The sequence below is a fragment of the Streptomyces sp. 11-1-2 genome (assembly GCF_003595545.1).
GTDB classification, from domain to species: Bacteria; Actinomycetota; Actinomycetes; order Streptomycetales; family Streptomycetaceae; genus Streptomyces; species Streptomyces hygroscopicus_B.
Map to the genome: position 1 here is coordinate 8,084,857 of NZ_CP022545.1, position 19,259 is coordinate 8,104,115.

The 19,259-nt window shown below is 73.4% G+C and carries 18 protein-coding genes; 6 read left to right on the forward strand and 12 right to left on the reverse strand.

Going from position 1 to position 19,259, the window contains the following annotated elements; genetic code table 11:
- Positions 1 to 111 precede the first annotated feature (111 nt).
- The 4 genes from CGL27_RS34750 to argF all read left to right on the forward strand — a co-directional run bounded on the left by CGL27_RS34750 (position 112) and on the right by argF (position 5,671).
- Positions 112 to 2,325 (forward strand): hypothetical protein, encoded by a 2,214-nt coding sequence (locus CGL27_RS34750; RefSeq protein ID WP_119991778.1) that lies wholly within the window; start codon positions 112 to 114, stop codon positions 2,323 to 2,325.
- Between the two features lie 14 nt (positions 2,326 to 2,339).
- Positions 2,340 to 3,128, forward strand: a complete 789-nt coding sequence (locus CGL27_RS34755; RefSeq protein ID WP_078644336.1) for a hypothetical protein — start codon at positions 2,340 to 2,342, stop codon at positions 3,126 to 3,128.
- Between the two features lie 140 nt (positions 3,129 to 3,268).
- On the forward strand, positions 3,269 to 4,498 hold the full coding sequence (locus tag CGL27_RS34760) for an arginine deiminase (protein ID WP_119991779.1): 1,230 nt from the start codon (positions 3,269 to 3,271) through the stop codon (positions 4,496 to 4,498).
- A gap of 168 nt (positions 4,499 to 4,666) precedes the next feature.
- Positions 4,667 to 5,671: an ornithine carbamoyltransferase gene (gene argF, locus CGL27_RS34765; RefSeq protein ID WP_119991780.1), complete on the forward strand. Its 1,005-nt coding sequence runs from the start codon at positions 4,667 to 4,669 to the stop codon at positions 5,669 to 5,671.
- Here argF and CGL27_RS34770 read toward each other — a convergent pair.
- Positions 5,658 to 6,152, reverse strand: coding sequence for an ATP-binding protein (locus CGL27_RS34770; protein WP_078644339.1), 495 nt, complete (start codon positions 6,150 to 6,152; stop codon positions 5,658 to 5,660). The two genes, argF and CGL27_RS34770, sit on opposite strands and share 14 nt — an antisense overlap.
- A gap of 305 nt (positions 6,153 to 6,457) precedes the next feature.
- Here CGL27_RS34770 and CGL27_RS34775 point away from each other — a divergent pair, with 305 nt between their 5' ends.
- Positions 6,458 to 7,108: a hypothetical protein gene (locus CGL27_RS34775; RefSeq protein WP_119991781.1), complete on the forward strand. Its 651-nt coding sequence runs from the start codon at positions 6,458 to 6,460 to the stop codon at positions 7,106 to 7,108.
- A complete protein-coding gene (locus CGL27_RS34780; RefSeq protein ID WP_119991782.1) occupies positions 7,105 to 7,896 on the forward strand; it encodes a hypothetical protein in 792 nt (263 codons plus the stop codon). Before CGL27_RS34775 ends, CGL27_RS34780 begins: the two co-directional genes overlap by 4 nt.
- On the opposite strand, the gene CGL27_RS34785 is transcribed toward CGL27_RS34780, so the two are convergent.
- From CGL27_RS34785 to CGL27_RS34835, 11 genes are read right to left on the reverse strand one after another with little or no spacing between them, the layout of a single operon-like run.
- Positions 7,886 to 8,908 (reverse strand): sugar kinase, encoded by a 1,023-nt coding sequence (locus CGL27_RS34785; protein WP_119991783.1) that lies wholly within the window; start codon positions 8,906 to 8,908, stop codon positions 7,886 to 7,888. The two genes, CGL27_RS34780 and CGL27_RS34785, sit on opposite strands and share 11 nt — an antisense overlap.
- Positions 8,905 to 9,804 (reverse strand): SMP-30/gluconolactonase/LRE family protein, encoded by a 900-nt coding sequence (locus CGL27_RS34790; RefSeq protein ID WP_119991784.1) that lies wholly within the window; start codon positions 9,802 to 9,804, stop codon positions 8,905 to 8,907. The genes CGL27_RS34785 and CGL27_RS34790 overlap by 4 nt, the downstream gene beginning before the upstream one ends.
- Positions 9,801 to 10,433, reverse strand: coding sequence for a bifunctional 4-hydroxy-2-oxoglutarate aldolase/2-dehydro-3-deoxy-phosphogluconate aldolase (locus CGL27_RS34795; RefSeq protein ID WP_119991785.1), 633 nt, complete (start codon positions 10,431 to 10,433; stop codon positions 9,801 to 9,803). Before CGL27_RS34795 ends, CGL27_RS34790 begins: the two co-directional genes overlap by 4 nt.
- Positions 10,434 to 10,464: 31 nt before the next feature.
- On the reverse strand, positions 10,465 to 11,283 hold the full coding sequence (locus tag CGL27_RS34800; RefSeq protein ID WP_205587791.1) for a hypothetical protein: 819 nt from the start codon (positions 11,281 to 11,283) through the stop codon (positions 10,465 to 10,467).
- On the reverse strand, positions 11,280 to 12,425 hold the full coding sequence (gene dgoD, locus CGL27_RS34805) for a galactonate dehydratase (protein ID WP_119991786.1): 1,146 nt from the start codon (positions 12,423 to 12,425) through the stop codon (positions 11,280 to 11,282). Before dgoD ends, CGL27_RS34800 begins: the two co-directional genes overlap by 4 nt.
- Positions 12,422 to 13,162: a FadR/GntR family transcriptional regulator gene (locus tag CGL27_RS34810; RefSeq protein WP_119991787.1), complete on the reverse strand. Its 741-nt coding sequence runs from the start codon at positions 13,160 to 13,162 to the stop codon at positions 12,422 to 12,424. The genes dgoD and CGL27_RS34810 overlap by 4 nt, the downstream gene beginning before the upstream one ends.
- Positions 13,163 to 13,199: 37 nt before the next feature.
- Complete coding sequence (locus CGL27_RS34815) at positions 13,200 to 13,970, reverse strand: SDR family NAD(P)-dependent oxidoreductase (protein WP_078644350.1); 771 nt, start codon at positions 13,968 to 13,970, stop codon at positions 13,200 to 13,202.
- Between the two features lie 60 nt (positions 13,971 to 14,030).
- The gene (locus tag CGL27_RS34820; protein WP_119991788.1) at positions 14,031 to 16,121 is read right to left on the reverse strand and encodes an alpha-galactosidase; all 2,091 of its coding nucleotides are present in this window, start codon (positions 16,119 to 16,121) and stop codon (positions 14,031 to 14,033) included.
- A complete protein-coding gene (locus tag CGL27_RS34825; protein ID WP_119991789.1) occupies positions 16,118 to 16,966 on the reverse strand; it encodes a carbohydrate ABC transporter permease in 849 nt (282 codons plus the stop codon). The genes CGL27_RS34820 and CGL27_RS34825 overlap by 4 nt, the downstream gene beginning before the upstream one ends.
- A complete protein-coding gene (locus tag CGL27_RS34830) occupies positions 16,966 to 17,901 on the reverse strand; it encodes a sugar ABC transporter permease (protein WP_119991790.1) in 936 nt (311 codons plus the stop codon). Before CGL27_RS34830 ends, CGL27_RS34825 begins: the two co-directional genes overlap by 1 nt.
- Position 17,902: 1 nt before the next feature.
- A complete protein-coding gene (locus CGL27_RS34835; protein WP_119991791.1) occupies positions 17,903 to 19,192 on the reverse strand; it encodes an extracellular solute-binding protein in 1,290 nt (429 codons plus the stop codon).
- Between the last annotated feature and the right edge of the window lie 67 nt (positions 19,193 to 19,259).

Sequence of the window (19,259 nt, forward strand, 5' to 3'; positions counted from 1 at the left end):
GGCGGCGGGGCGGGCAGGGGGAGAAACCCCGCCGCCCGCTTCGGGCATTCACCGGCACCCCGTCACCACCACAGCGGGAAGCGGGGGCCACGGCATGAAGGACGGCGGGCGATGAGCGCATCGGAAGACGTCGACGCCCCGGCGGAGTCGCGGGGACGACGGCTGGACGTCCCCAAGAGCGGCCCGCTGGACGGGGCGGGCCAGCCGGGCGGTGCCCGCACGGCGCGCGAGGCGCGCGCCCATCTGCACATCGCCGTCGGCCCCGCCCGGCTCTGCGCCGAACCGGCGCCGTACCCCCTCCCCGAAGGCCCGGTGGCCCGCGAGGAGTTGGACCGGCTGCGGCGGCTCTACCGGACCGTTCCCGGCTATGCCGCGATGCGCGACCATCTGCGGCGCACGGGCCTGCTGGCGCTGTGCGGCGAACCCGGCACCGGCCGCGCCTGGACCGGGCTCGCCCTCCTCGCCGAACTGTCCGAGCTGGCCGGCGGCGGGGTCTCCCGGCTGGGGTCCGGCATTCCGCATGGGCTCGGCATCCCACACTTGTCCGGCCTCCCGCTCGGTTCCGGCCCCCCGCTTTCCGGCATCCCGTACGGGCCCGGTATTCCGTACGGGCCCGGTATTCCGGACGGTTCCGGCACCCCGCATGAGACCGGCATCCCCCACGGTTCCGGCATCCTCCACGGGGCGTCCGGTGTGGAGAAGACCGAGCGGGGCCACGGCTATCTCCTCGAACTCCCCGCTGATCAGCCGGACTTCGCGATCGAGCCCCTGCTGGACCGGCTGCGCGCCCACTTCGCCGGGCATGAGGCGTTCTGCGTCGTCCTGGTCGCGGGCGGCCCGGCCGCCGACCGGGTGTTGCGCGGCCGCCGCCACGCCGTGCCGTACGAGCCCCCGGCCGCCGCCGACGTTCTCGACCGCCACCTCACCGAGCTGCTCGCCGTCCGCCCCACGGGGCTGCTGGAGACGGCCCGCGCCACCGCTTGGCGCCCCGAACTGGCCGAGGCGCTCGGCCTGGACGAGCCGCGGCCCGGCGAGGCCGCCCGGCTCGCGGGCCTGCTGGCCGCGCACGCCGAGGGCAGGCTGTCCGAGGAGCGGCTGCTGGAGCACTGCCGGTCGTTCGCCCCGGACCAGGCCCGTGCGTGGTTCCTGGAGGCCGGGCGCCCCGGCACCCTGCCCGCCGCGCTGCCCGCGCTGCGCGCCGCCGCGCTGCGGATCGCGCTCGCCGTCTTCAACGGCTCGGCGCACAGCCTCATGGCGGAGGCCGCCGAACTGCTGGCCTGGGAACTGGCCGTCACGCTCGATCCGCAGTACGCGCCAGGGCGCCCGCTGTTCGCCGCCCGCCCCGGGGCCTCGCTCGCCACGGCGCGCGCGGTCCACGGCGACGGGGTGGAGGACCTCGGGGACGCGTCGGTGCCCGTGCGCGCGGTGTGGTTCGAGGGGCGGCGGCTGGCGCCCGCCGTGCTCCACGAGTCCTGGGACGCCCACCACAACCTGCGCGGCCCGATGGCCCGTTGGCTGCGCGGGCTGTGCGACGATCCGCGCCCGCAGGTGTGGGTGCGCGCGGCGGTCGCCGCGGGCGCGCTGTGTGCCCGCGACTACCTCTACGGCCTGGTCGAGCTGGCGCTGCCGCTGGCCCGTACCGACAGCCCGGTGCAGCGGATGGCGGCGGCCACCGCACTCGCCGAGGCGTCCCGCGCCCCCGGGGTGCGCCCCGCCGTGAACGGGCTGCTGCGGGACTGGGCGCGCGGCGACGACGAGCGGGAGCGCGAGACCGCCGCGCTCGCCCACGGCTACGGACTGGCGGCGGGTTCCATCGTGGCGTCCCTGGAGGAACTCGGCCGGATCGCCTGCGCCGACGACGGCCGCAGCACCTCCTACAGCGTGCTGCGGCTGCTGGCCGGGACCGAGCCGGAGACCGTGCTGACCGCGCTCACCCGCTGGCTGCGCGACACCCGGCGGCCCCGCCGGGACCTGGCGCTGCTCACGGTGTTGCGCGCGGTCACCACCCGCACCTCGCATCTGTGGGGGCTGTGCGAGGTGCCGGAGCTGGAGCCGTACGCCGCCTGGCCGCTGGCCACGGCGGTGCTGGCGGCCCATCCGGGGTGCGCGCCGCGACTGGCCGAGCTGCTGCGGGCCGCGCTGACCTGGGCCAGATCGGCCGGGGCGGCCGAGGACGCGCTGGTCGGCTGGATCCGGCGGGCGGCCGGCGATGAGCGGCAACTGACGGTGTTGTGCGGCTTTCTGCCGCGGCTGGCGCAGGACGGCGACGAGCCGCTCGACGCCGCGGCGGCCACACGGATACAGGAGGTGCTGGAGGCGCTGTGAGGAGAGAGACATCGATGGTGAAAGAGACAGAGGACCCGACAACCACGGAGATCACAGACGACACCACGGCGGAGCGGGCGAGGACGGCGGGCGCGGGGGTTCGCCGAGTCTCGGTCACCGGGGCGCGGATGCTGCGCGAGGCGCTGCGCCACGGCGGGGACGACCTGCCCGCGGCACTGCGGGGGGCCGATGACGGCCTGCTGCTGAGCGCGCTGGACGAGGGGCTGCCCGCCGAGCGGGCCACCCGTGTCGTGGTCGAGCTGGTGCGCCGCGCGCCCGAGCGCGGACCGGAGCTGGCGGACGCGGTCTGCGAGAAGGTGCTGCTCGCCCAGCTCTATCTCGACCCGCCGCCCCGCGCCCAGGGCGGTGCGGACGGACCGGCCGCGGACCCCGGCCGCCGGCTGCGGGTGCGCAACGCGCTGATGCTGTACGAGGGGCTGGTCCGCCCGTACGCGCAGCGCGGCGCGGTGCCGGAGCTGATGGCATGCGTCCTGCCCGGCCTGTGGACGGCCGCCGACGGCGCGGGCCGTGAGGTGGTGCGCCGGATCGCCGGCACCCGGCAGCTCACGGGGTTCGGCGAGAAGGGCTGGAAGGCGCTGTTCGGCGGCGTGGCCGAGGAGTGCCGGGAGCACGAGGAGGCGGCGGCCCGCGCCACCCGGCGCGAGGCACGGCGGCGGTGGCGGCGCGGGGGCGCCGACGACGGTGGCGGGCTCGATCTGAAGCCCGGCCAGCTATGGGTCTCAGCGCTGCTGGGGTTCATCGCGGTCGCCCTGGTGCTGATCGTGGTGATCGCGGCCGGATAGCCGCCCCCGCGGCCGGACAGCCGCCCGCCGCCGACGGCGGGCCCGCCCCGCGCGGCGGAACCGCGGTGGCCATCGCGATCAGCGCGAGTGATCGTGTCGCCGGGCGTTCACAACGGGCCGCGAGCGGCGAAGATGGGGGCATGGGATTCCATGTCGACTCCGAGGCCGGGCGGCTGCGCCGCGTCATACTGCACCGCCCCGACCTGGAGCTCAAGCGGCTCACACCCACCAATAAGGACGCCCTCCTCTTCGACGACGTCCTGTGGGTGCGCCGCGCCCGCCAGGAGCACGACGGCTTCGCCGACGTCCTGCGCGACCGCGGGGTCGAGGTCCACCTCTTCGGGGATCTGCTCACCGAGAGCCTGGGCCTGCCGGAGGCGCGGGCGCTGGTGCTGGACCGGGTCTTCGACGAGAAGGAGTACGGGCCCCTGGCCACCGACCATCTGCGAGCCGCCTTCGACGAGCTGAGCGCCCCCGAGCTGACCGAGGCGCTGATCGGCGGCATGACCAAGCGGGAGTATCTGGGGCGGTACCCGGAGCCGGTCTCCGTCCGGTTCCACGCCATGGAGCCCGATGACTTCCTGGTCAACCCGCTGCCGAACCACCTCTTCACCCGGGACGCCTCCGCGTGGGTGTACGACGGGGTGTCGATCAACGCGATGCGCTGGCCCGCCCGCTGGCACGAGACGGTGCACTACGAGGCCGTCTACCGCCATCACCCCCTCTTCGCCAAGGAGGACTTCCGCGTCTGGTCGGAGGGGCAGGCCGCGTATCCCTCGACCATCGAGGGCGGTGATGTGCTGGTGCTCGGCAAGGGCGCGGTGCTGATCGGGATGAGCGAGCGGACCACTCCGCAGGCGGTGGAGATGATCGCGCACCGGCTCTTCGAGGCCGGTTCGGCCCGGACGATCGTGGCGCTCGACATGCCCAAGGGGCGGGCGTTCATGCACCTGGACACTGTGATGACCATGGTGGACGGGGACACCTTCACGCAGTACGCGGGGCTGGGGATGCTCCGCTCGTACACCATCGAGCCGGGCGCGGGCAGCAAGGACCTCAAGGTCACCGACCATCCGCCGGAGCATATGCACCGCGCGATAGCCGCGGCCCTCGGCCTGGACTCCATCCGCGTGCTCACGGCGACCCAGGACGTCCACGCGGCGGAGCGCGAGCAGTGGGACGACGGCTGCAATGTGCTCGCGGTCGAGCCGGGCGTGGTGGTCGCCTACGAGCGGAACGCGACGACCAACACCTATCTGCGCAAGTGCGGGATCGAGGTCATCGACATCCCGGGCAGCGAGCTGGGCCGGGGCCGGGGCGGGCCGCGGTGCATGAGCTGTCCGGTCGAGCGGGACCCGGTGGAGCCGTAGGCGAGCCCGCGGACCCGTAACGCGGGCCTGCGGACCGTAATGCCAGGGTTCACCCCCTGGTCTCCATATATATGCAGAGCATCGTATATGCTTCCATGGTTCCTGGCCGCGGCACCATCGCCGTAGCCCCTGATCCGCCGTGTTCGTCGTGACCTAGGAGCCACCCTTATGGCGATTGACCTCACCGGCCGCCACTTCCTCAAGGAGCTGGACTTCACCGCCGACGAGTTCCGCCGCCTGATCGAGCTCGCCGCCGAGCTGAAGGCGGCCAAGCTCGCGGGCACCGAGGAGCGGCGGCTGCGGGGCAAGAACATCGCCCTGGTCTTCGAGAAGACCTCCACCCGCACCCGCTGCGCCTTCGAGGTCGCGGCCGCCGACCAGGGCGCCTCCACGACCTACCTCGATCCGGTCGGCTCGCAGATCGGTCACAAGGAGTCGGTCAAGGACACGGCGCGGGTGCTCGGCCGGATGTACGACGCGATCGAGTACCGGGGCCACGGCCAGGGTGTCGTCGAGGAGCTCGCCGCGCACGCCGGGGTGCCCGTCTACAACGGCCTCACCGACGAGTGGCACCCCACCCAGATGCTCGCCGACGTGCTGACCATGAGCGAGCACAGCGGCAAGCCGCTGGACCAGGTCGCCTACGCCTACCTCGGCGACGCCCGGTACAACATGGGCAACTCCTACCTCGTCACCGGCGCCCTGCTGGGCATGGACGTCCGCATCGTCGCGCCCAGCCTGCTGTGGCCCGACAGCACCATCGTGGAGCTGGCGCGCCAGCTCGCCACGTCCACCGGCGCCCGGATCTCGCTCACCGAGAACGTCGAGGAGGGCGTGCGCGGCGCGGACTTCGTCGCCACCGATGTGTGGGTGTCCATGGGTGAGCCCAAGGAGGTGTGGGACGAGCGGATAGCGCTGCTCGGGCCGTACGCGGTGACGATGGACGTGCTGCGCGCGACGGGCAACGACGCCGTGAAGTTCCTGCACTGCCTGCCGGCCTTCCACGACCTGGGCACCGACGTCGGCCGGGAGATCCACGAGCGGCACGGGCTGACCGAGCTGGAGGTCACCGACGAGGTCTTCGAGTCCGAGTACTCCGTCGTCTTCGACGAGGCGGAGAACCGGATGCACACGATCAAGGCGGTGCTGGTCGCGACCCTCAGCGCTCCGTAGGGCCTTCCGCGGCGGGCTCCGCCGGGCCTTCGGTGGGGCCTTCCGCCGGTCCTCCCGTGGGCGGAAGGACGAACCAGACGGCCTTGCCGTAGGGGGTCGGCCGGTAGCCCGCGGCCGCGCTGAGGGTCCGGATCAGCAGCAGCCCGCGTCCGCCCTCGGCGAGGCCGTCGGGTCTCTTGGGCCCTTCGGGGCGCCCCAGCGAGTCCAGCCCGCCGGGCGGATTCGGGTCCTGGTCGTGCACCTCGACCTGCCAGCCCCCGGTCGGCACCAGCTCCACCACCAGCTCTATCGGCTCGTCGCCGTCCGTGTGCCGCACCGCGTTGGCCACCAGCTCGGCCGTCAGCAGTTCCGCCGTGTCGCCGTCCACGGGCGCCCCGATATCGGCCAGGGTGTTCCGGATCAGTGCGCGCGCCAGGGGCACGGCGGCCGTCGTATGCGGCAGGGCGAAGCGCCAGGTGGCGGCGTGGGAGGGATCGGGCACGGAAGGGGTCCAGTCGGTCGGCGTGAAACGGAATACCGCGGCCCTTGACGGTATGAAGCGGACGATAGTGCCGGAAGGGGCCGTGGACCACTCTTGGCGGGACCTAGGGCCTGGTAGGGGTGTTTGCTCCATATCGGTCGTTTCCGCAGAAAATACCTGATCTCACCTCCCTGCTCTCTGCCCGGGGGCGTCGGCATTCCCTGCCCCATGAGCTTCCCGCGCTGATCTCCTCGGGAGGGGTCCCACGGGCCGGGGTGAACCACGGAGCGCCCTGCGCACCCACGCCGTGACGGGAAGAGATCAGGATGGATGAATCGCCCCTCGCCGGGCCGGAGCCCGCGCCGCCCGCGCCCCGGCCGCACGACCCGCTGGCCGTCGCCCTCGGCAACGCCTCCCTGCTCGGCGTCGGCTATCTGCTGCTGCGGCGGCGCGGGCTCGCCGTCCTCGCCGTCGCCGTCACCGTCGTGCTCGTCTCCCCGCTGGTCTCGACCGCCAGTCCCTCGTACGAGGTCGCCGTGGGCGTGTGGTGGACGGCCGTCATCGTCCACGGATGGTTCCTGACGCGCGCGGGCGCGGGCCAGGGCGTCGGCCGGGGTGCGCTGCGCGGTCAGCGCCTGGTCGCGCTCGGCGTCACGCTGCCGGTGCTGCTGGCGGTGGGACTCCTGCGGTTCGACGCCTCCAGGGTCGGTGAGAGCGTCGCCGAGGCCCGTGAACGCGGCGACTGCGCGAAGGTGGAGAGCGCCCAGGGCGGAGTGTGGTTCGGGCACCGCATGGCCGACGCACCGCTGACCGCCCGGGGCGATGAGATCGTCGAGGACTGCCGTCGGCTGGGGGCGGCCGGTGGTCAGCTCACCACTGGGCTGACCGGTGACACCGCCTCCCTGGAGGGGGATTCGAGACCCTCGCCTCGGTCCTCGCCCAACCCGGCAACGAGAAGACGGTCGAAACGGCCTTGACCCGCTTCCTCCGCGGCCTGCCCGCCAAGGACCCCTGCGCCACCGTCGCCGTCACCGACTGGCTCCGCGAGCGGAAGCGGAGCCACGACGTACTGGACCAATCCGCCGCCACGGCCCGGCGAACCGCGCCCGCGGCGCTCGTCGCCTGCGGTGACGACCTGATGGGGCGCGGCAACTGGAAGTCGGCCCAGGCCCACTACAAGCGGCTGCTCGACCAGTACCCCCGCGACGGCCTCGCGGGCAGGGCCCGGACGGGTGCCAAGAAGGCCACGCTCAGCATCGAGCTGGCGAACGTCCGTAACCTGCTCGCGCCGGGCACCGGCGCCCAGCCCGCGTACTGCTCCAAGCCCGCGAAATACGGCGGCGCCAAGCCCATGGGCAAGGGCACCAACCGCGCCCTCTTCTACGGCCAGGACACCTACGGCGACGACCACTCGGACAAGCTCCCCGGCTCCTGGAGGGCCGCGGACGCCACCGACGCCGTCCTGGTGGTCTGCATGGGCGCGGACACCTTCGGCAGCTCCGTCCAGACCTGCCCGTACCGGCCCAGAGGTTCCGGTTCCACCACGTATGTGACGTTCCGTAAGATCGCGGTCCCGGTGAAGGTCTACGAGCTGCGCACCGGCAAGCTCGTGTCCCACCGCACCCTCCAGATCGGCGGCAGCAGCTGCCCGGCGATGATCACGTACTATTCCGGCAGCTCCGGCCCGGGCCCGGCGTCGAACAGGTACGTCAGCGCCGCCACATCCGATGTGCGGTCCGCGTTCCGGCCCCTGGTCAACCGGTGAGCGGCGGTGGGGACGGCGTATGCCCCGCGCGCTCGGGGATGTTCCGCTCCGCCCAGGCCCGGTCCGTCAGCCCGAGCAGCCGCTCGACCGTGGCGGGGTCCGGCAGCGGGCCGTGATCTCCGATCACCCTGAGCGCCGACGCGGCCGTGATGTGGCCGAGTCGCAGTGCCGAGGTCAGGTCCCCGTCGCGCAGCAGCCCCGCCAGGAAACCGGCGGCGAAGGCGTCCCCCGCGCCGACCGGCTCCACCACCTCCGTGCGCAGGGCCTCCACCGTGACCTGTGACCCGTCGCCGAAGGCGGTCGCCGACCGTCCGCCGTCCTTGACGACGAGCAGGCGCGGATGCGGCAGCAGCGTGCGGACGCCGCCCGCGTCGAGACCCGCGCCCCACAGGTGCTGCGCCTCGTCGAGGCCGACGAAGACGATGTCGGCGCGGTCGGCCAGGTCGCGGAGGACCGTGGCGGCCGTGCCGTCCGGCCACAGCGCGGGGCGGTGGTTGACGTCGAAGCTGATGGCGTACGGGCGGTCGGGCGCGGGGGTGGCGAGCGCCCGTTCCACCAGGGCGGCGCAGGACGGGGAGAGCGCGGGGGTCACGCCCGTGAGGTGGAGGAGCGCCGCCGACCCGAGCCGCGGATCGTCCAGGATGCCGGGCCCCAGCGCCGAGGCCGCCGAACCGCGCCGGTAGTAGTGGACGCGGGTGCCCGTGGGCCCCGGGTCCTTCACGAGCAGGCCCGTCGGCCGGTTCGGATCGGACCGTACGGCCGAGACGTCGACGCCCGCCGCGGCCACGGCGGCCCGCACCCGCCGCCCGAACGGATCGTCGCCGAGGGCCGAGAGCCATATGGCGGCAACGCCCAGGTCCGCGAGGTACATCGCGACGTTGGACTCCGCGCCCGCCACGGACAGCCGCAGGCTCGCGCCGGTTTCCACGGAGTCGGGCGGTTCGGGGGCCAGCGCGGCCATCGTCTCGCCGACGCAGACCACCGGTCCGGCCGGGGGCCATGGGGCCGTCATGCGTGCGCCTGTGCCGGTGTCGGTTCGGGTCCGGCACCGGGGTGCGGGCGATAGACGGCCGCCGGAGGGCCCGGCGCCTCGACCCGGACCGCGAACAGGGCACCGTCGTCGGGGCCCGGCCGGGTGAGCCCGACCCGGGCCGTGGTGATGTGCAGGACATCGCCCTGGAGGCAGACTCCGGCGGGCTGGGCGGCGGGCAGCCGCAGCGTGCGGTCGAGTTCGCCGTCCGGCCGGTACCGGCGCACCGTCCCGGTGCCCCAGACGGCGATCCACACGCCACCCTCGTCGTCGACGGCCATGCCGTCGGGGCTGCCGCCGTCCACCGTGACGAAGGTCGTCGGTGTGCCGAGGCCGCCCGTCGCCGGGTCGACGGGGTACCGCCGGACGACGCCCCGGGCGCTGTCGGCCAGATACATGGCGCGTCCGTCGGCCGTGAACGCGGGCCCGTTCGGCACGGTGATGCCGTCGAGGACCCGGATCACCGTGCCGTCGTGGTCCACCCGGTAGAGGGAGCCCGCGTCCTCGTCGGCGTCGTAGGCCATGCTGCCCGCCCAGAATCTGCCGGACGGGTCGGCGGTGCCGTCGTTCATGCGCCGGGCGGGGCGGGCAGCCGCCTCGGGCCGCGCCAGCCAGGTGGTGGCGCCGTCGGGGCCGAGCAGGCAGATCCCGGTGCCCGCGGCGGCGATCCAGGTGCCGGGCCGGTCCGCCACGGGGGCCACCGCGCCCAGGGGGACGGGCAGCTCGGCCAGCGTCCGCAGGGCCGCGGTGGGGTCCTCGGGTGCCGTCAGCAGACGGCCCTCGAGGATATCGACGAGGACGAGGGCTTCGCCGGTCCAGCGGATGCCCTCGCCCAGCTCGAGGCGGTCGGGGCGGGTCGGGCGCGGGTCCTCGGTCACGCTGTGGCCTCTCGGACGGCGGTGCGGAAGGCGCGGGCGCGCTCGCGCAGGGCGGCCGTGCTGCCGCCGTCGGCGGCGTCGCCGACGAGCGGCGAGCCGATGCCGACCGCGGTCGCCCCGGCGGCCAGATAGGCGCGGGCCGCGGCTTCGTCCACGCCGCCGACCGGTACGAACGGCACGTGCGGGAACGGCCCCCGCAGGGCCTTGAGATAGCCGGGACCGCCCGCCTGGGCGGCCGGGAAGATCTTCAGCGCCTCGGCGCCGAGCGCCCGTGCGGCGATGATCTCGGTCGGGGTCATGACCCCCGCCAGGACCGGCAGGCCCAGTTCACGTGCGGCGGACATCCCCGCACCCAGGCCGGGGGTGACGGCGAAGTCGGCGCCCGCCCGGTGGACGGCGTGGGCGTCTTCGGCGGTGAGCACGGTGCCCGCGCCGAGGGGACGGTCGGGGCCGAGGGCCTCGCGGGCCCGCTCGATGACGGTCAGGGCGTCCGTGCCGGACAGCGACACCTCGATCAGCTCGATGCCCTCGTCGGACAGGGCCAGTACGGTGCGCAGCGCGGCCTCGGGGTCGTCGCCGCGCACGACGGCGACCAGCCGATGGGCGGCCAGGGCGGCTCGCAGGTCCACAGGGGGGAACTCCTCGTAGAAACGGGCGGATTCAGGGGCAGCGGCAGACCGCGCCGAGCGTGAGCCGCCAGCGCACCTCGCCCGAGGCGGGCACGCGCGCGGCATCGCCGGGACCCGCGTCGGCGAGGTCGAAGACGCGGCCGAGCATCGGCTCGACTCCTGTGCTGCGGTAGGGGTGTTCGGCGGGGAAACCGCCGAGGTTGCGCCACACGGCGACGGACCGCGGCTGCCCGTCGGCCTCGAGCGCGAAGGCCAGGCAGCCCGTGCCGTCGTGGACGCAGGCGCGCGAGTCGTCCACGACCGCGCCGACCGCGGTGCCGTCGTCCGGTCCGAACCGGTCCAGGGGCAGGCCGAGAGGTGCGGGCCAGTCACCCTCCACCCACGGCGCCCCGTTCGGCCAGGGCCGGTCCAGCAGCGGTGCGGCCTCCGGGAAGAGCCGGGCGCGCGCCCCGTCGCGCAGGCGCAGGGACGCCCGCGGGGACAGGTCGAGCAGCGCGTGGGCGGCCCAGACGAAGGGGAAGCCCGGGTCGGCGTGCAGGACGTAGTCGGCCTCCGCGCCGTCGGCCGTACCGCGGATGGTGCGCCGCAGCGCGAACCGGTCGCACTGGACGGTGTCCGTGTCCCCCTCGCGCTGCCAGGGGCGTGACCAGGCGTCGCCGTGGTCGGGGGCGCCGCGGACGGTGGGGACGCACTCCTCCAGGCCGCCCGCGTCCACGAAGACGTCCCCGGGCGACACCCGGTCCCGTCCGGCCGCCGTGCCGCGCCACAGCCATTCGCGGTCCCCGGCGCGCAGCGAGGTCCAGCGGCCGCCGTGCGCGGGGTCGGTGACGATCTGCAGCACCGTCGTCACCACTCCGCGAAGGAGCCGTCGGGGTGGCGCCAGACCGGGTTGCGCCAGGTGTGACCGGTGCGGTCGGCCGCGCGTACGGCCGCCTCGTCGATCGTGATGCCCAGGCCGGGGGCGTGGCCGCGGGGCGCATGGCCGTTCACGAAGCGGAACGGCTCGGTGTCGACGAGGTAGGACAGCAGATCGGCGTCCTTGTTGTAGTGGATGCCGCGGCTCTGCTCCTGGATCAGGAAGTTCGGTGTCGCGAACGCGACCTGGAGGCTGGCCGCCAGCGCGATGGGGCCGAGCGGGCAGTGCGGGGCGAGCTGGGCGCCGTAGGTCTCGGCGAGCGAGGCGATGCGGTGCACCTCGGAGATGCCGCCCGCGTGGGACAGATCGGGCTGCGCGACGGCGATACCGGCGGCGAGGACGGGCAGGAACTCCGTGCGTCCGTAGAGCCGTTCACCGGTGGCCAGCGGCACCGGGGTCGAGGCGACCAGGCCGGGGAGCAGATGGCTGTGCTCGGGGACGACGGGCTCCTCCACGAACAGGGGGTGGAGGGCGCCCAGTTCGGCCAGGACGCGGCGGGAGCTGGCGGCGGTGAAGCGTCCGTGGAAGTCGACGGCCACGTCGCGGTCCGGGCCGAGGACCTCGCGGGCCGCGGCCACCCGGTCGACGACCGCGGCGGTCTCGGCGGCGGTGGCCACCGGAGAGGTCGCCCCGGCGCCGTTCATCTTCACCGCCGTGAAGCCCGCCTCGACCTGCGCGGTGATCTGCTCGGACAGCTCGGCGGGCTCGTCGCCGCCGACCCAGGCGTACACCCGGACCCGGTCGCGCACGGGACCGCCCAGCAGGGCGTGCACAGGGGCGCCGTAGGTCTTGCCGGCGATGTCCCACAGGGCCTGGTCGAGTCCGGCGACGGCGCTGGAGAGCACGGGGCCGCCGCGGTAGAAGCCGCCCTTGGTGAGCACCTGCCAGTGGTCCTGGATGCGCAGCGGATCCTTGCCGATCAGGTATTCGGCGAGGACGCCGACGGCGGCGCGGACCACCTCGGCGCGCCCCTCGACGACGGGCTCGCCCCAGCCGACCACGCCGTCGTCGGTCTCGACGCGGCAGAACAGCCAGCGCGGCGGCACGGCGAAGGTCTCGATACGGGTGATCTTCACTGGCCAGAGGGCCTTTCCATGTCGTTGTCGGAGCCGCCGACCCGGTCCAGGTCGCGGCCTGCCTGGTCGAGCAGAGCCCGCATGGCGGCCTCGGCGGCCCGCGGGTCCTGGGCGCGCACGGCGTCCAGGACGGCGCGGTGGGCGGGTACGGGGTCCTGGCTGTGGGGGGAGCTGTGCACGATGCGGTCGCGGTGGGCGAGGCCCGACTCGATCACCATCTCCATGCGTTCGAGGAGTTCGTTGTGGGTGGCGACGAGCAGGGCCCGGTGGAAGGCGAGGTCGGCCTCCACCGCGTGGGCGGCGTCCGAGCCGCCCGCTCCCATCGCGTCCACGGCGGCGTCCAGGGCGGCGAGGTCGGCGTCGGTGCGCCGCTCGGCGGCCAGGCGTACGGCCGCCGGTTCGATGATGGAGCGCACCTCGGCGAGGTTGCGCAGCAGCGCGCGGTCGGCGTCGGTGGTGCGGTCGCTGTGGAACTGCCAGCGCAGCACATCGGCGTCGAGCAGATTCCAGTCCGAGCGGTTGCGTACGAAGGTGCCGCGCTTCTGACGGGCGTCGACCATCCCCTTGGCGGCCAGTACCTTCAGCGACTCGCGCAGGGCGGTGAGGCTGACGTCCAGTTCGCTCTGCAGGGCGACCAGGTCCAGGGTGGCTCCTTCGGGGATCTCGCCGCCCAGGATGCGGCGGGCGAGGGCCTCCACGGTCTGGCCGTGCACGCCGCGACGGGCGTAGGGCGTCATGTCGTAGTGCCTTTCTGCTGCGAGCTGATCGCGGTGGTCATGCGGAGGACTTGACGACGCTCCAGCCGCCGTCCACGACAAGACTCGCACCGGTGATGTAGGCGGCCTCATGGGAGCCCAGGAAGGCGATGGCCGCGGCCACCTCCTCCGGGGTGCCGAAACGGCCGGCCGCGGTTTCGGCGACGCTGCGTGCGCGGTCCTCGGGGGACACCCGGTCCCAGGCCGCCGTCAGGATCGGGCCGGGCAGGACGGCGTTGACCCGCACCTCGGGCCCGTACTCGACGGCGAGCTGTCCGCACAGCGACAGCAGCGCCCCTTTGGAGGCCGCGTAGGCGGGGTGGCCGGGGATGCCCTTGTGGGCGTGGACGGACGAGGTCAGGACGACGGCTCCGCGGCGGGCCCGCAGATCGTCCAGGACGGCCTTGAATCCCAGGAAGGCGCCGGTGAGGTTGACGGAGAGCTGCCGTTGCCAGGAGCCCAGGGACATTTCGTGGGCGGGGGTGACGTCGACGGTGTAGGCATTGCTGACGAGCAGGTCGACGGGGCCGAAGTCGCGGGCGGCGGCCGCGATCCGCCCCCAGTCCTCCTCCGCGGAGACGTCGGCGGCCACGAAGCGGGCGCGGCCGCCGTCCTCGCCGATCCGCGCGGCGACCGCCGCGCCGCGCTCCTCGGAGATGTCGGCGAGCACGACGGCGGCGCCCTCCTGGGCGAGGCGTTCGGCGGTGGCGGCACCGATGCCGGAGGCGGCTCCGGTGACCACGGCGGTGCGGGCGGTGAAGCGGTCACCGTCCCGGCGGGACTGTTCCATCGGGGGTTCGGGCTCCTTCGCTGTACTGCGGGCGGGGGCGGACATGGGCCGGTCGGCGGTCTACTGCCGTGTCAGCACCACCAGTTCCGCGTCGTGGTCGGCGCTCCACGTGAACGGCAGCCCGTAGTGGAGCAGATGGGCGCCGCTGTACGTGGTCGCCGACGCGGCGTCCCGGTAGCGGGCGGCCGGGTCGAGGCCGCGCAGCCGGAGCCGGGCCGGACGCCCCGGGACGAGCGGGGACCCGTCCAGGCGGCCGGTGCCGAGCGCCGCGACGACGGTACGCGCGTCCGGGCCGTCGTACTGGACGCCGCAGGTGGCGTCCAGCGGGCTGCCCAGGAGCCGGGCCTCGCCGAGGTGGACGACATCGCGCACCTCCTTGTAGCGGGCGATCCAGCCGGCGGCCTCGGCGCGCTGCCCGGCGTCCCACTGCCGCAGGTCGGCGCCGATGCCGAGGACTCCGCACATGGCGCTCACGAAGCGGAAGGCGAGGCTGCGCGGACGGGGGTCGAAGACACCGGGGGCGTCGGTGACCCACGAGCTCATCACATGCGGGGCATGGGCGTGCAGGAAGCCGTACTGGACGGCCAGCCGGTCCAGGGGCGCGGTGTTGTCGCTGGGCCAGACCACGTCGGTACGGGCGAGGGTCGCGTGGTCGATACGCCCGCCGCCGCCCGCGCACCCCTCGACGGTGACTCGGGGGTGGGCGGTGCGCAGATGGTCCAGGACGCGCAGATATCCGGCGACGTGCTGGGCGTCCAGGTCGAGACGGTCGGCGGGACCGGCGCCGGGGCGGCCGCGCTCGGTCGGCGGCCGGTTCATGTCCCACTTGAGATAGCTGATGTCATGGCCGGTCAGCAGCCGGTCCAAGGTGGCGATGACGAAGTCCTGGACATCGGTCCGGCCCAGGTCGAGCAGGAGCTGGTTGCGCACCAGACGGGTGGGGCGGCCGTCGATCCGGTACACCCAGTCGGGGTGGTCGGCGTGCAGCCTGCTGCCGGGGCTGACGGCCTCCGGCTCGATCCACAGGCCGAAGTCCAGGCCCAGCGCGCGTACGTCGGCCACGAACGTGTCGAAGCCGGATGGGAAGGCCGCCGGGTCCGGATACCAGTCGCCCAGCCCACCGGTGTCGTCGGTACGGCCGGTGAACCATCCGTCGTCCACGACGAACAGTTCGGCCCCGATGTCCGCGGCCGTCTTCGCCAGTTCGAGCTGCGCCGCCGCGTCGACGTCGAAGGTGGTGGCCTCCCAGGAGTTGTAGAGGACCTTGCGGGGGCGGTGCAGCCGCTCGCCGGTCAGATGGCGCTCGTAGCGGTGCCAGACGCGGGACAGCCCGTCGAGCCCTTCGGCGCTGAAGGCGCTGGCCAGGCGCGGTGTGGTGAGGGTGTCGCCGGGCGCCAGGCGCACCAGGCCCTCGTGCGGTACGCGGCCGGCGCGTACGCGCACGGCGCCGCCCGGTTCGGCCTCCGCGGTGATGTGCCAGTTGCCGGGCCACTCCAGGGCCACGCCATAGGCGGGAGGGTCCCCGGGGTCCGCGGCGTCCTGGACCGCGAGCCAGGGCGCGTAGGCGTGTCCGGGCACGCCCTGGCTGCTGCCCATGGTGAACGTGCCCCTGGTCAGGGTGAGTTGGGTGCGCTGGAATTCCTGCGACCACTGGCCGGTGAGGTACGTCAGCCGGGCACCGGCGGTGACGGGGACGTTCACGGCGGCCGAGTCGAACCGCTCCAGCCGCAGCTCCTCCTCGCCCGTGCAGGTGAGCTCGGTCCAGCGGTGGATGACGTCGGTGCCGGGCACCGTGGCGTAGCACAGCACCGTACGCAGGCCGAGCAGGCCGTCGGTGAAGGTGAGCCGCAGGGTCCCCGGCCCCTCCTCGGCGCCCTCGAACTCCCACCACACTCCCCGCTCCGCACCCGGGCGCCCCGCCACCAGGTCGGCCCCGGTGAACGGCCGCAGCCCGTACGGCAGATACTCGGCGGGCGCCGCATCCGCGGGCGTGATGAAGTGCGTGCGCCTCGACCAGTCCAGCGCGGACGGGCCGGTCTCGACGCCGGGCGGCCCCCACGCGTCGAGTTCGGCCCACGGGCCGTCGGGGGAGAGGCGGACGGTGTAGCCGGTGTGTTCGGTGCGCAGGGTCCAGCGCTGGTACGACGTCATTTCACCGCCCCGAGGTTGAGCCCGGCCACGAAGTGGCGCTGGAAGCGGAGGAAGACGGCCACGGTGGGCGCCGCGGCGATGACGGACCCGGCCGCGATCACGTTCCACATCGACACGAACTGGCCCTGCAGCCCGATCAGGGCACCGGTGATGGGCATCTTGCTGTCGCTGCGCAGCACGGTGATCGCCCACAGCAGGTCGTTGAAGATCCAAGTGAAGGACAGCGCGCTGAGCGCGGCCAGCGCCGGGCGGGTGAGCGGCAGGATGATCCGCCAGAAGATCTGCCAGGGACCGGCGCCGTCGATGACGGCGGCCTGCTGGATCTCGACCGGGATCGACCGCATGAACCCGTGCAGGACGAAGACGTAGAAGCCGACGCCGAAGCCGATCTGCACCCCGATGAGCGCGGGGAGCGTGTCGTAGACGCCCATCAGCTCGCTCAGCTTGGAGACGGGGATGAGCAGGATCTGCGGCGGGAGCAGGTTGCCGCCGAGCATGAGCAGCAACAGGGAGCGGCGGAAGGGCACCTCGTAGCGGCTGAGGGCGAACGCGGCCATGGCGGCCAGGGTCAGCGTCACCAGCACACACGGAATGGTGACGACCAGGCTGTTGATCAGGGCGCGCTGCTGGCCGCCGTCGACCCAGGCCTGACGGAAGTTGTCGAGAGCGAAGGAGCGGGGCCAACTGCCCAGGCCGTGGACGGCGATGTCGTCGAAGGAGCGCAGGCTGGTCACCAGGACCAGGGCGATGGGCAGCAGCCACAGGACGGCCAGCGCACCGGCGCCCAGGTGGAATCCGGCGGTCGCGGCGCGCTTGCGGCGCACGGCGGTGGAGATGGCGGACATCAGTCGGCCTCCCGGAAGGCGCGCACGAGGTAGGAGGCGATGACGCCGAAGGCCAGGACGAAGATGACGACCGCCAGCGCGGAGCCGTATCCCAGCCGCAGGGACTGGAAGGCGGTGGAGTACATGTAGGTGCTCAGCAGTTCGGACGAGTGGTAAGGACCGCCCCGGGTCAGCGACCACACGACGTCGAAGGAGCGCAGCGAGTCGATGATGATCACGGACAGGACGACGGCGTTGACGCCGCGCAACTGCGGCAGCGTCACATAGCGGAAGCGCTGCCAGGGCCCGGCGCCGTCGACCTTGGCCGCCTCGTACAGGGCCGGGTCGATGCCCTTGAGCCCGGCGAGGTACAGCACCATCACATAGCCGACCTGGCGCCACAGCGCGGGCACGATCACCGCGTACAGGGCGGTGTCCTGGTCGGCGAGCCAGGCGTGGCGCAGGCTGTCCAGGCCGACCGATTCCAGGAGCTGGTTCAGGACGCCGTCGGGCTGGTAGATGGCCTGCCAGACCAGGGCGGTGGCGACCAGGGAGAACACGACCGGCAGGAACAGGGCGGCGCGGTAGAAACCGACCCCGCGGCGCTCCTGCTGGAGGAGGAGGGCCGCGCCGAGGCCGAGGAGCGCGGACAGCCCGCCGAACAGCACCAGCCACAGCACGGTGTCGACGGCGGCGGTGCGGAAGACCTCGTCGTGGGCCATCTCGCGGAAGTTGCCGAGGCCGACGAACTCGGGCGCCGAGACGCCGTCCCAGTTGGTCAGGGCGAGGTAGAAGCCCTGGAGCGCGGGCCAGAAGACCCATACGGCCTCGGCGAGCAGCGGGACGAGGAGGAAGGCGAGCACCAGCGGGGGTGTGCGCCGAGGGCCCCGGGCCCGCCTGCCGCGGGGCGGCGGCGGGGCCGGGGAGGTGCGTTCGGGGGCGGTGAGGACGGCCACGTCAGGCCCGCCAGATCTTCTCGGCGTCGCGCTGCCAGTTGGTGAGGATCGACCCGACGCTCTTCGGCTTGGCGATGAACTTGGTCAGCGCGGTGTCCGTCGCGGGCTGGAGGGCGTCGCTGGAGTCGCGGTTGAAGAACTGGGTGATCTCCGCGGCCTCCTCGATGTGCTTGCGGCCCTTCTTCACCAGCGGCGTCCCGGAGTCCTTGGCATCGGGGTGGCAGGGCAGGGCGGTGCCCGAGGAGCCCTTGATGTAGATCTCCTGCGCCTCGGCCGTGGCGAGATAGCGCAGCAGGTCGAAGACCTCGTCCCGGCGCCCGGTGCGGGCGCTGGCGAAGTATCCGTCGGTGGGCGCCTCCTCGGCGAGCGGGACCTTGGGGTCGATGACCGGGAAGCGGAAGAAGTCGATGTCGTCGAGGGCGTTCTTCGGCACCGCGTCGGCGAAGAAGGTGCCGATGAGCATCATGCCGCTGCGGCCGTTGAGCAGGGCGGTCGTGGCGTCCTGGAAGGCCACGGCGGTGCCGTTGGGGTCGAAGTACGGCAGCACCTCCTGCCAGCGGTCGAAGACCTTGTGCACCTCGGGGTCGTCGAAGCGGTGCTTCCCGGCGAGGAGTTCGCGGTGGTAGGGGGCGCCGTTGATCCGTATGTTCAGGTAGTCGAACCAGGCGGACGCCACCCAGGTGGTGTTGCCGCCCGCGCCCAGACCGATCGGGGCGACGCCCTTGGCCTTGAGCTTGTCGCACAGGTCGAGGAAGTCGTCCCAGCTCTTCGGCTCGCTCACGCCCCACTTGGCGAAGTTGGACTTCCGGTAGAACATGCCCCACCAGTAGTAGGTGGTGGGGACGAAGACCTTCTTGCCCGAGGCCGCGGTGCACAGCTTGTTCAGCGCCGTGGAGTAGCGCTTGAGATCGGGCGAGGCCCATACGTCGCTGAGGTCGAGCAGCAGGTTCTTCTTCGCGTAGGCCTCCGCCACCGAGCCGGGGTACCAGGTGAGCACGTCCGGCGGATTGGCCGAGGTCAGATACGTCGGAAGCTGGGTGCGGAAGGTCTCCGCGGCGACCGTGTTGAGGCTCGCGCGCCCGGAGCCCTGCTTGGCGTAGGCGGCGGCGAGGTCCTCCATCGCCGCCTTCGCCTGCGGGGCGGACAGGTTGGACTGGAGGGTCACCGCGCCGCCCCCGGAGGAGCCCTTGCCGGAGGAACTGGCGGTGACACAGCCGCTGAGCAGTGCTGTGGTCCCGGTGGCGCCGAGGCCGGCGAGAAGCAGTCGTCGGCTGGGGTGTTGGTTCGTCATGGAGTGCTCCTTGTGGATCCACTCGGCGGGCCCGGCCGCTTGCTGGCCGCCGGGCCCCGCTCGCGGC

Coding starts and splice junctions, on each gene's coding strand:
- CGL27_RS34750 (WP_119991778.1), top strand. CDS start 112: ATGAGCGCATCGGAAGACGTCGACGCCCCGGCGGAGTCGCGGGGACGA.
- CGL27_RS34755 (WP_078644336.1), top strand. CDS start 2,340: ATGGTGAAAGAGACAGAGGACCCGACAACCACGGAGATCACAGACGAC.
- CGL27_RS34760 (WP_119991779.1), top strand. CDS start 3,269: ATGGGATTCCATGTCGACTCCGAGGCCGGGCGGCTGCGCCGCGTCATA.
- argF (WP_119991780.1), top strand. CDS start 4,667: ATGGCGATTGACCTCACCGGCCGCCACTTCCTCAAGGAGCTGGACTTC.
- CGL27_RS34775 (WP_119991781.1), top strand. CDS start 6,458: ATGGATGAATCGCCCCTCGCCGGGCCGGAGCCCGCGCCGCCCGCGCCC.
- CGL27_RS34785 (WP_119991783.1), bottom strand. CDS start 8,908: ATGACGGCCCCATGGCCCCCGGCCGGACCGGTGGTCTGCGTCGGCGAG.
- CGL27_RS34810 (WP_119991787.1), bottom strand. CDS start 13,162: ATGACGCCCTACGCCCGTCGCGGCGTGCACGGCCAGACCGTGGAGGCC.
- CGL27_RS34815 (WP_078644350.1), bottom strand. CDS start 13,970: ATGGAACAGTCCCGCCGGGACGGTGACCGCTTCACCGCCCGCACCGCC.
- CGL27_RS34820 (WP_119991788.1), bottom strand. CDS start 16,121: ATGACGTCGTACCAGCGCTGGACCCTGCGCACCGAACACACCGGCTAC.
- CGL27_RS34825 (WP_119991789.1), bottom strand. CDS start 16,966: ATGTCCGCCATCTCCACCGCCGTGCGCCGCAAGCGCGCCGCGACCGCC.
- CGL27_RS34835 (WP_119991791.1), bottom strand. CDS start 19,192: ATGACGAACCAACACCCCAGCCGACGACTGCTTCTCGCCGGCCTCGGC.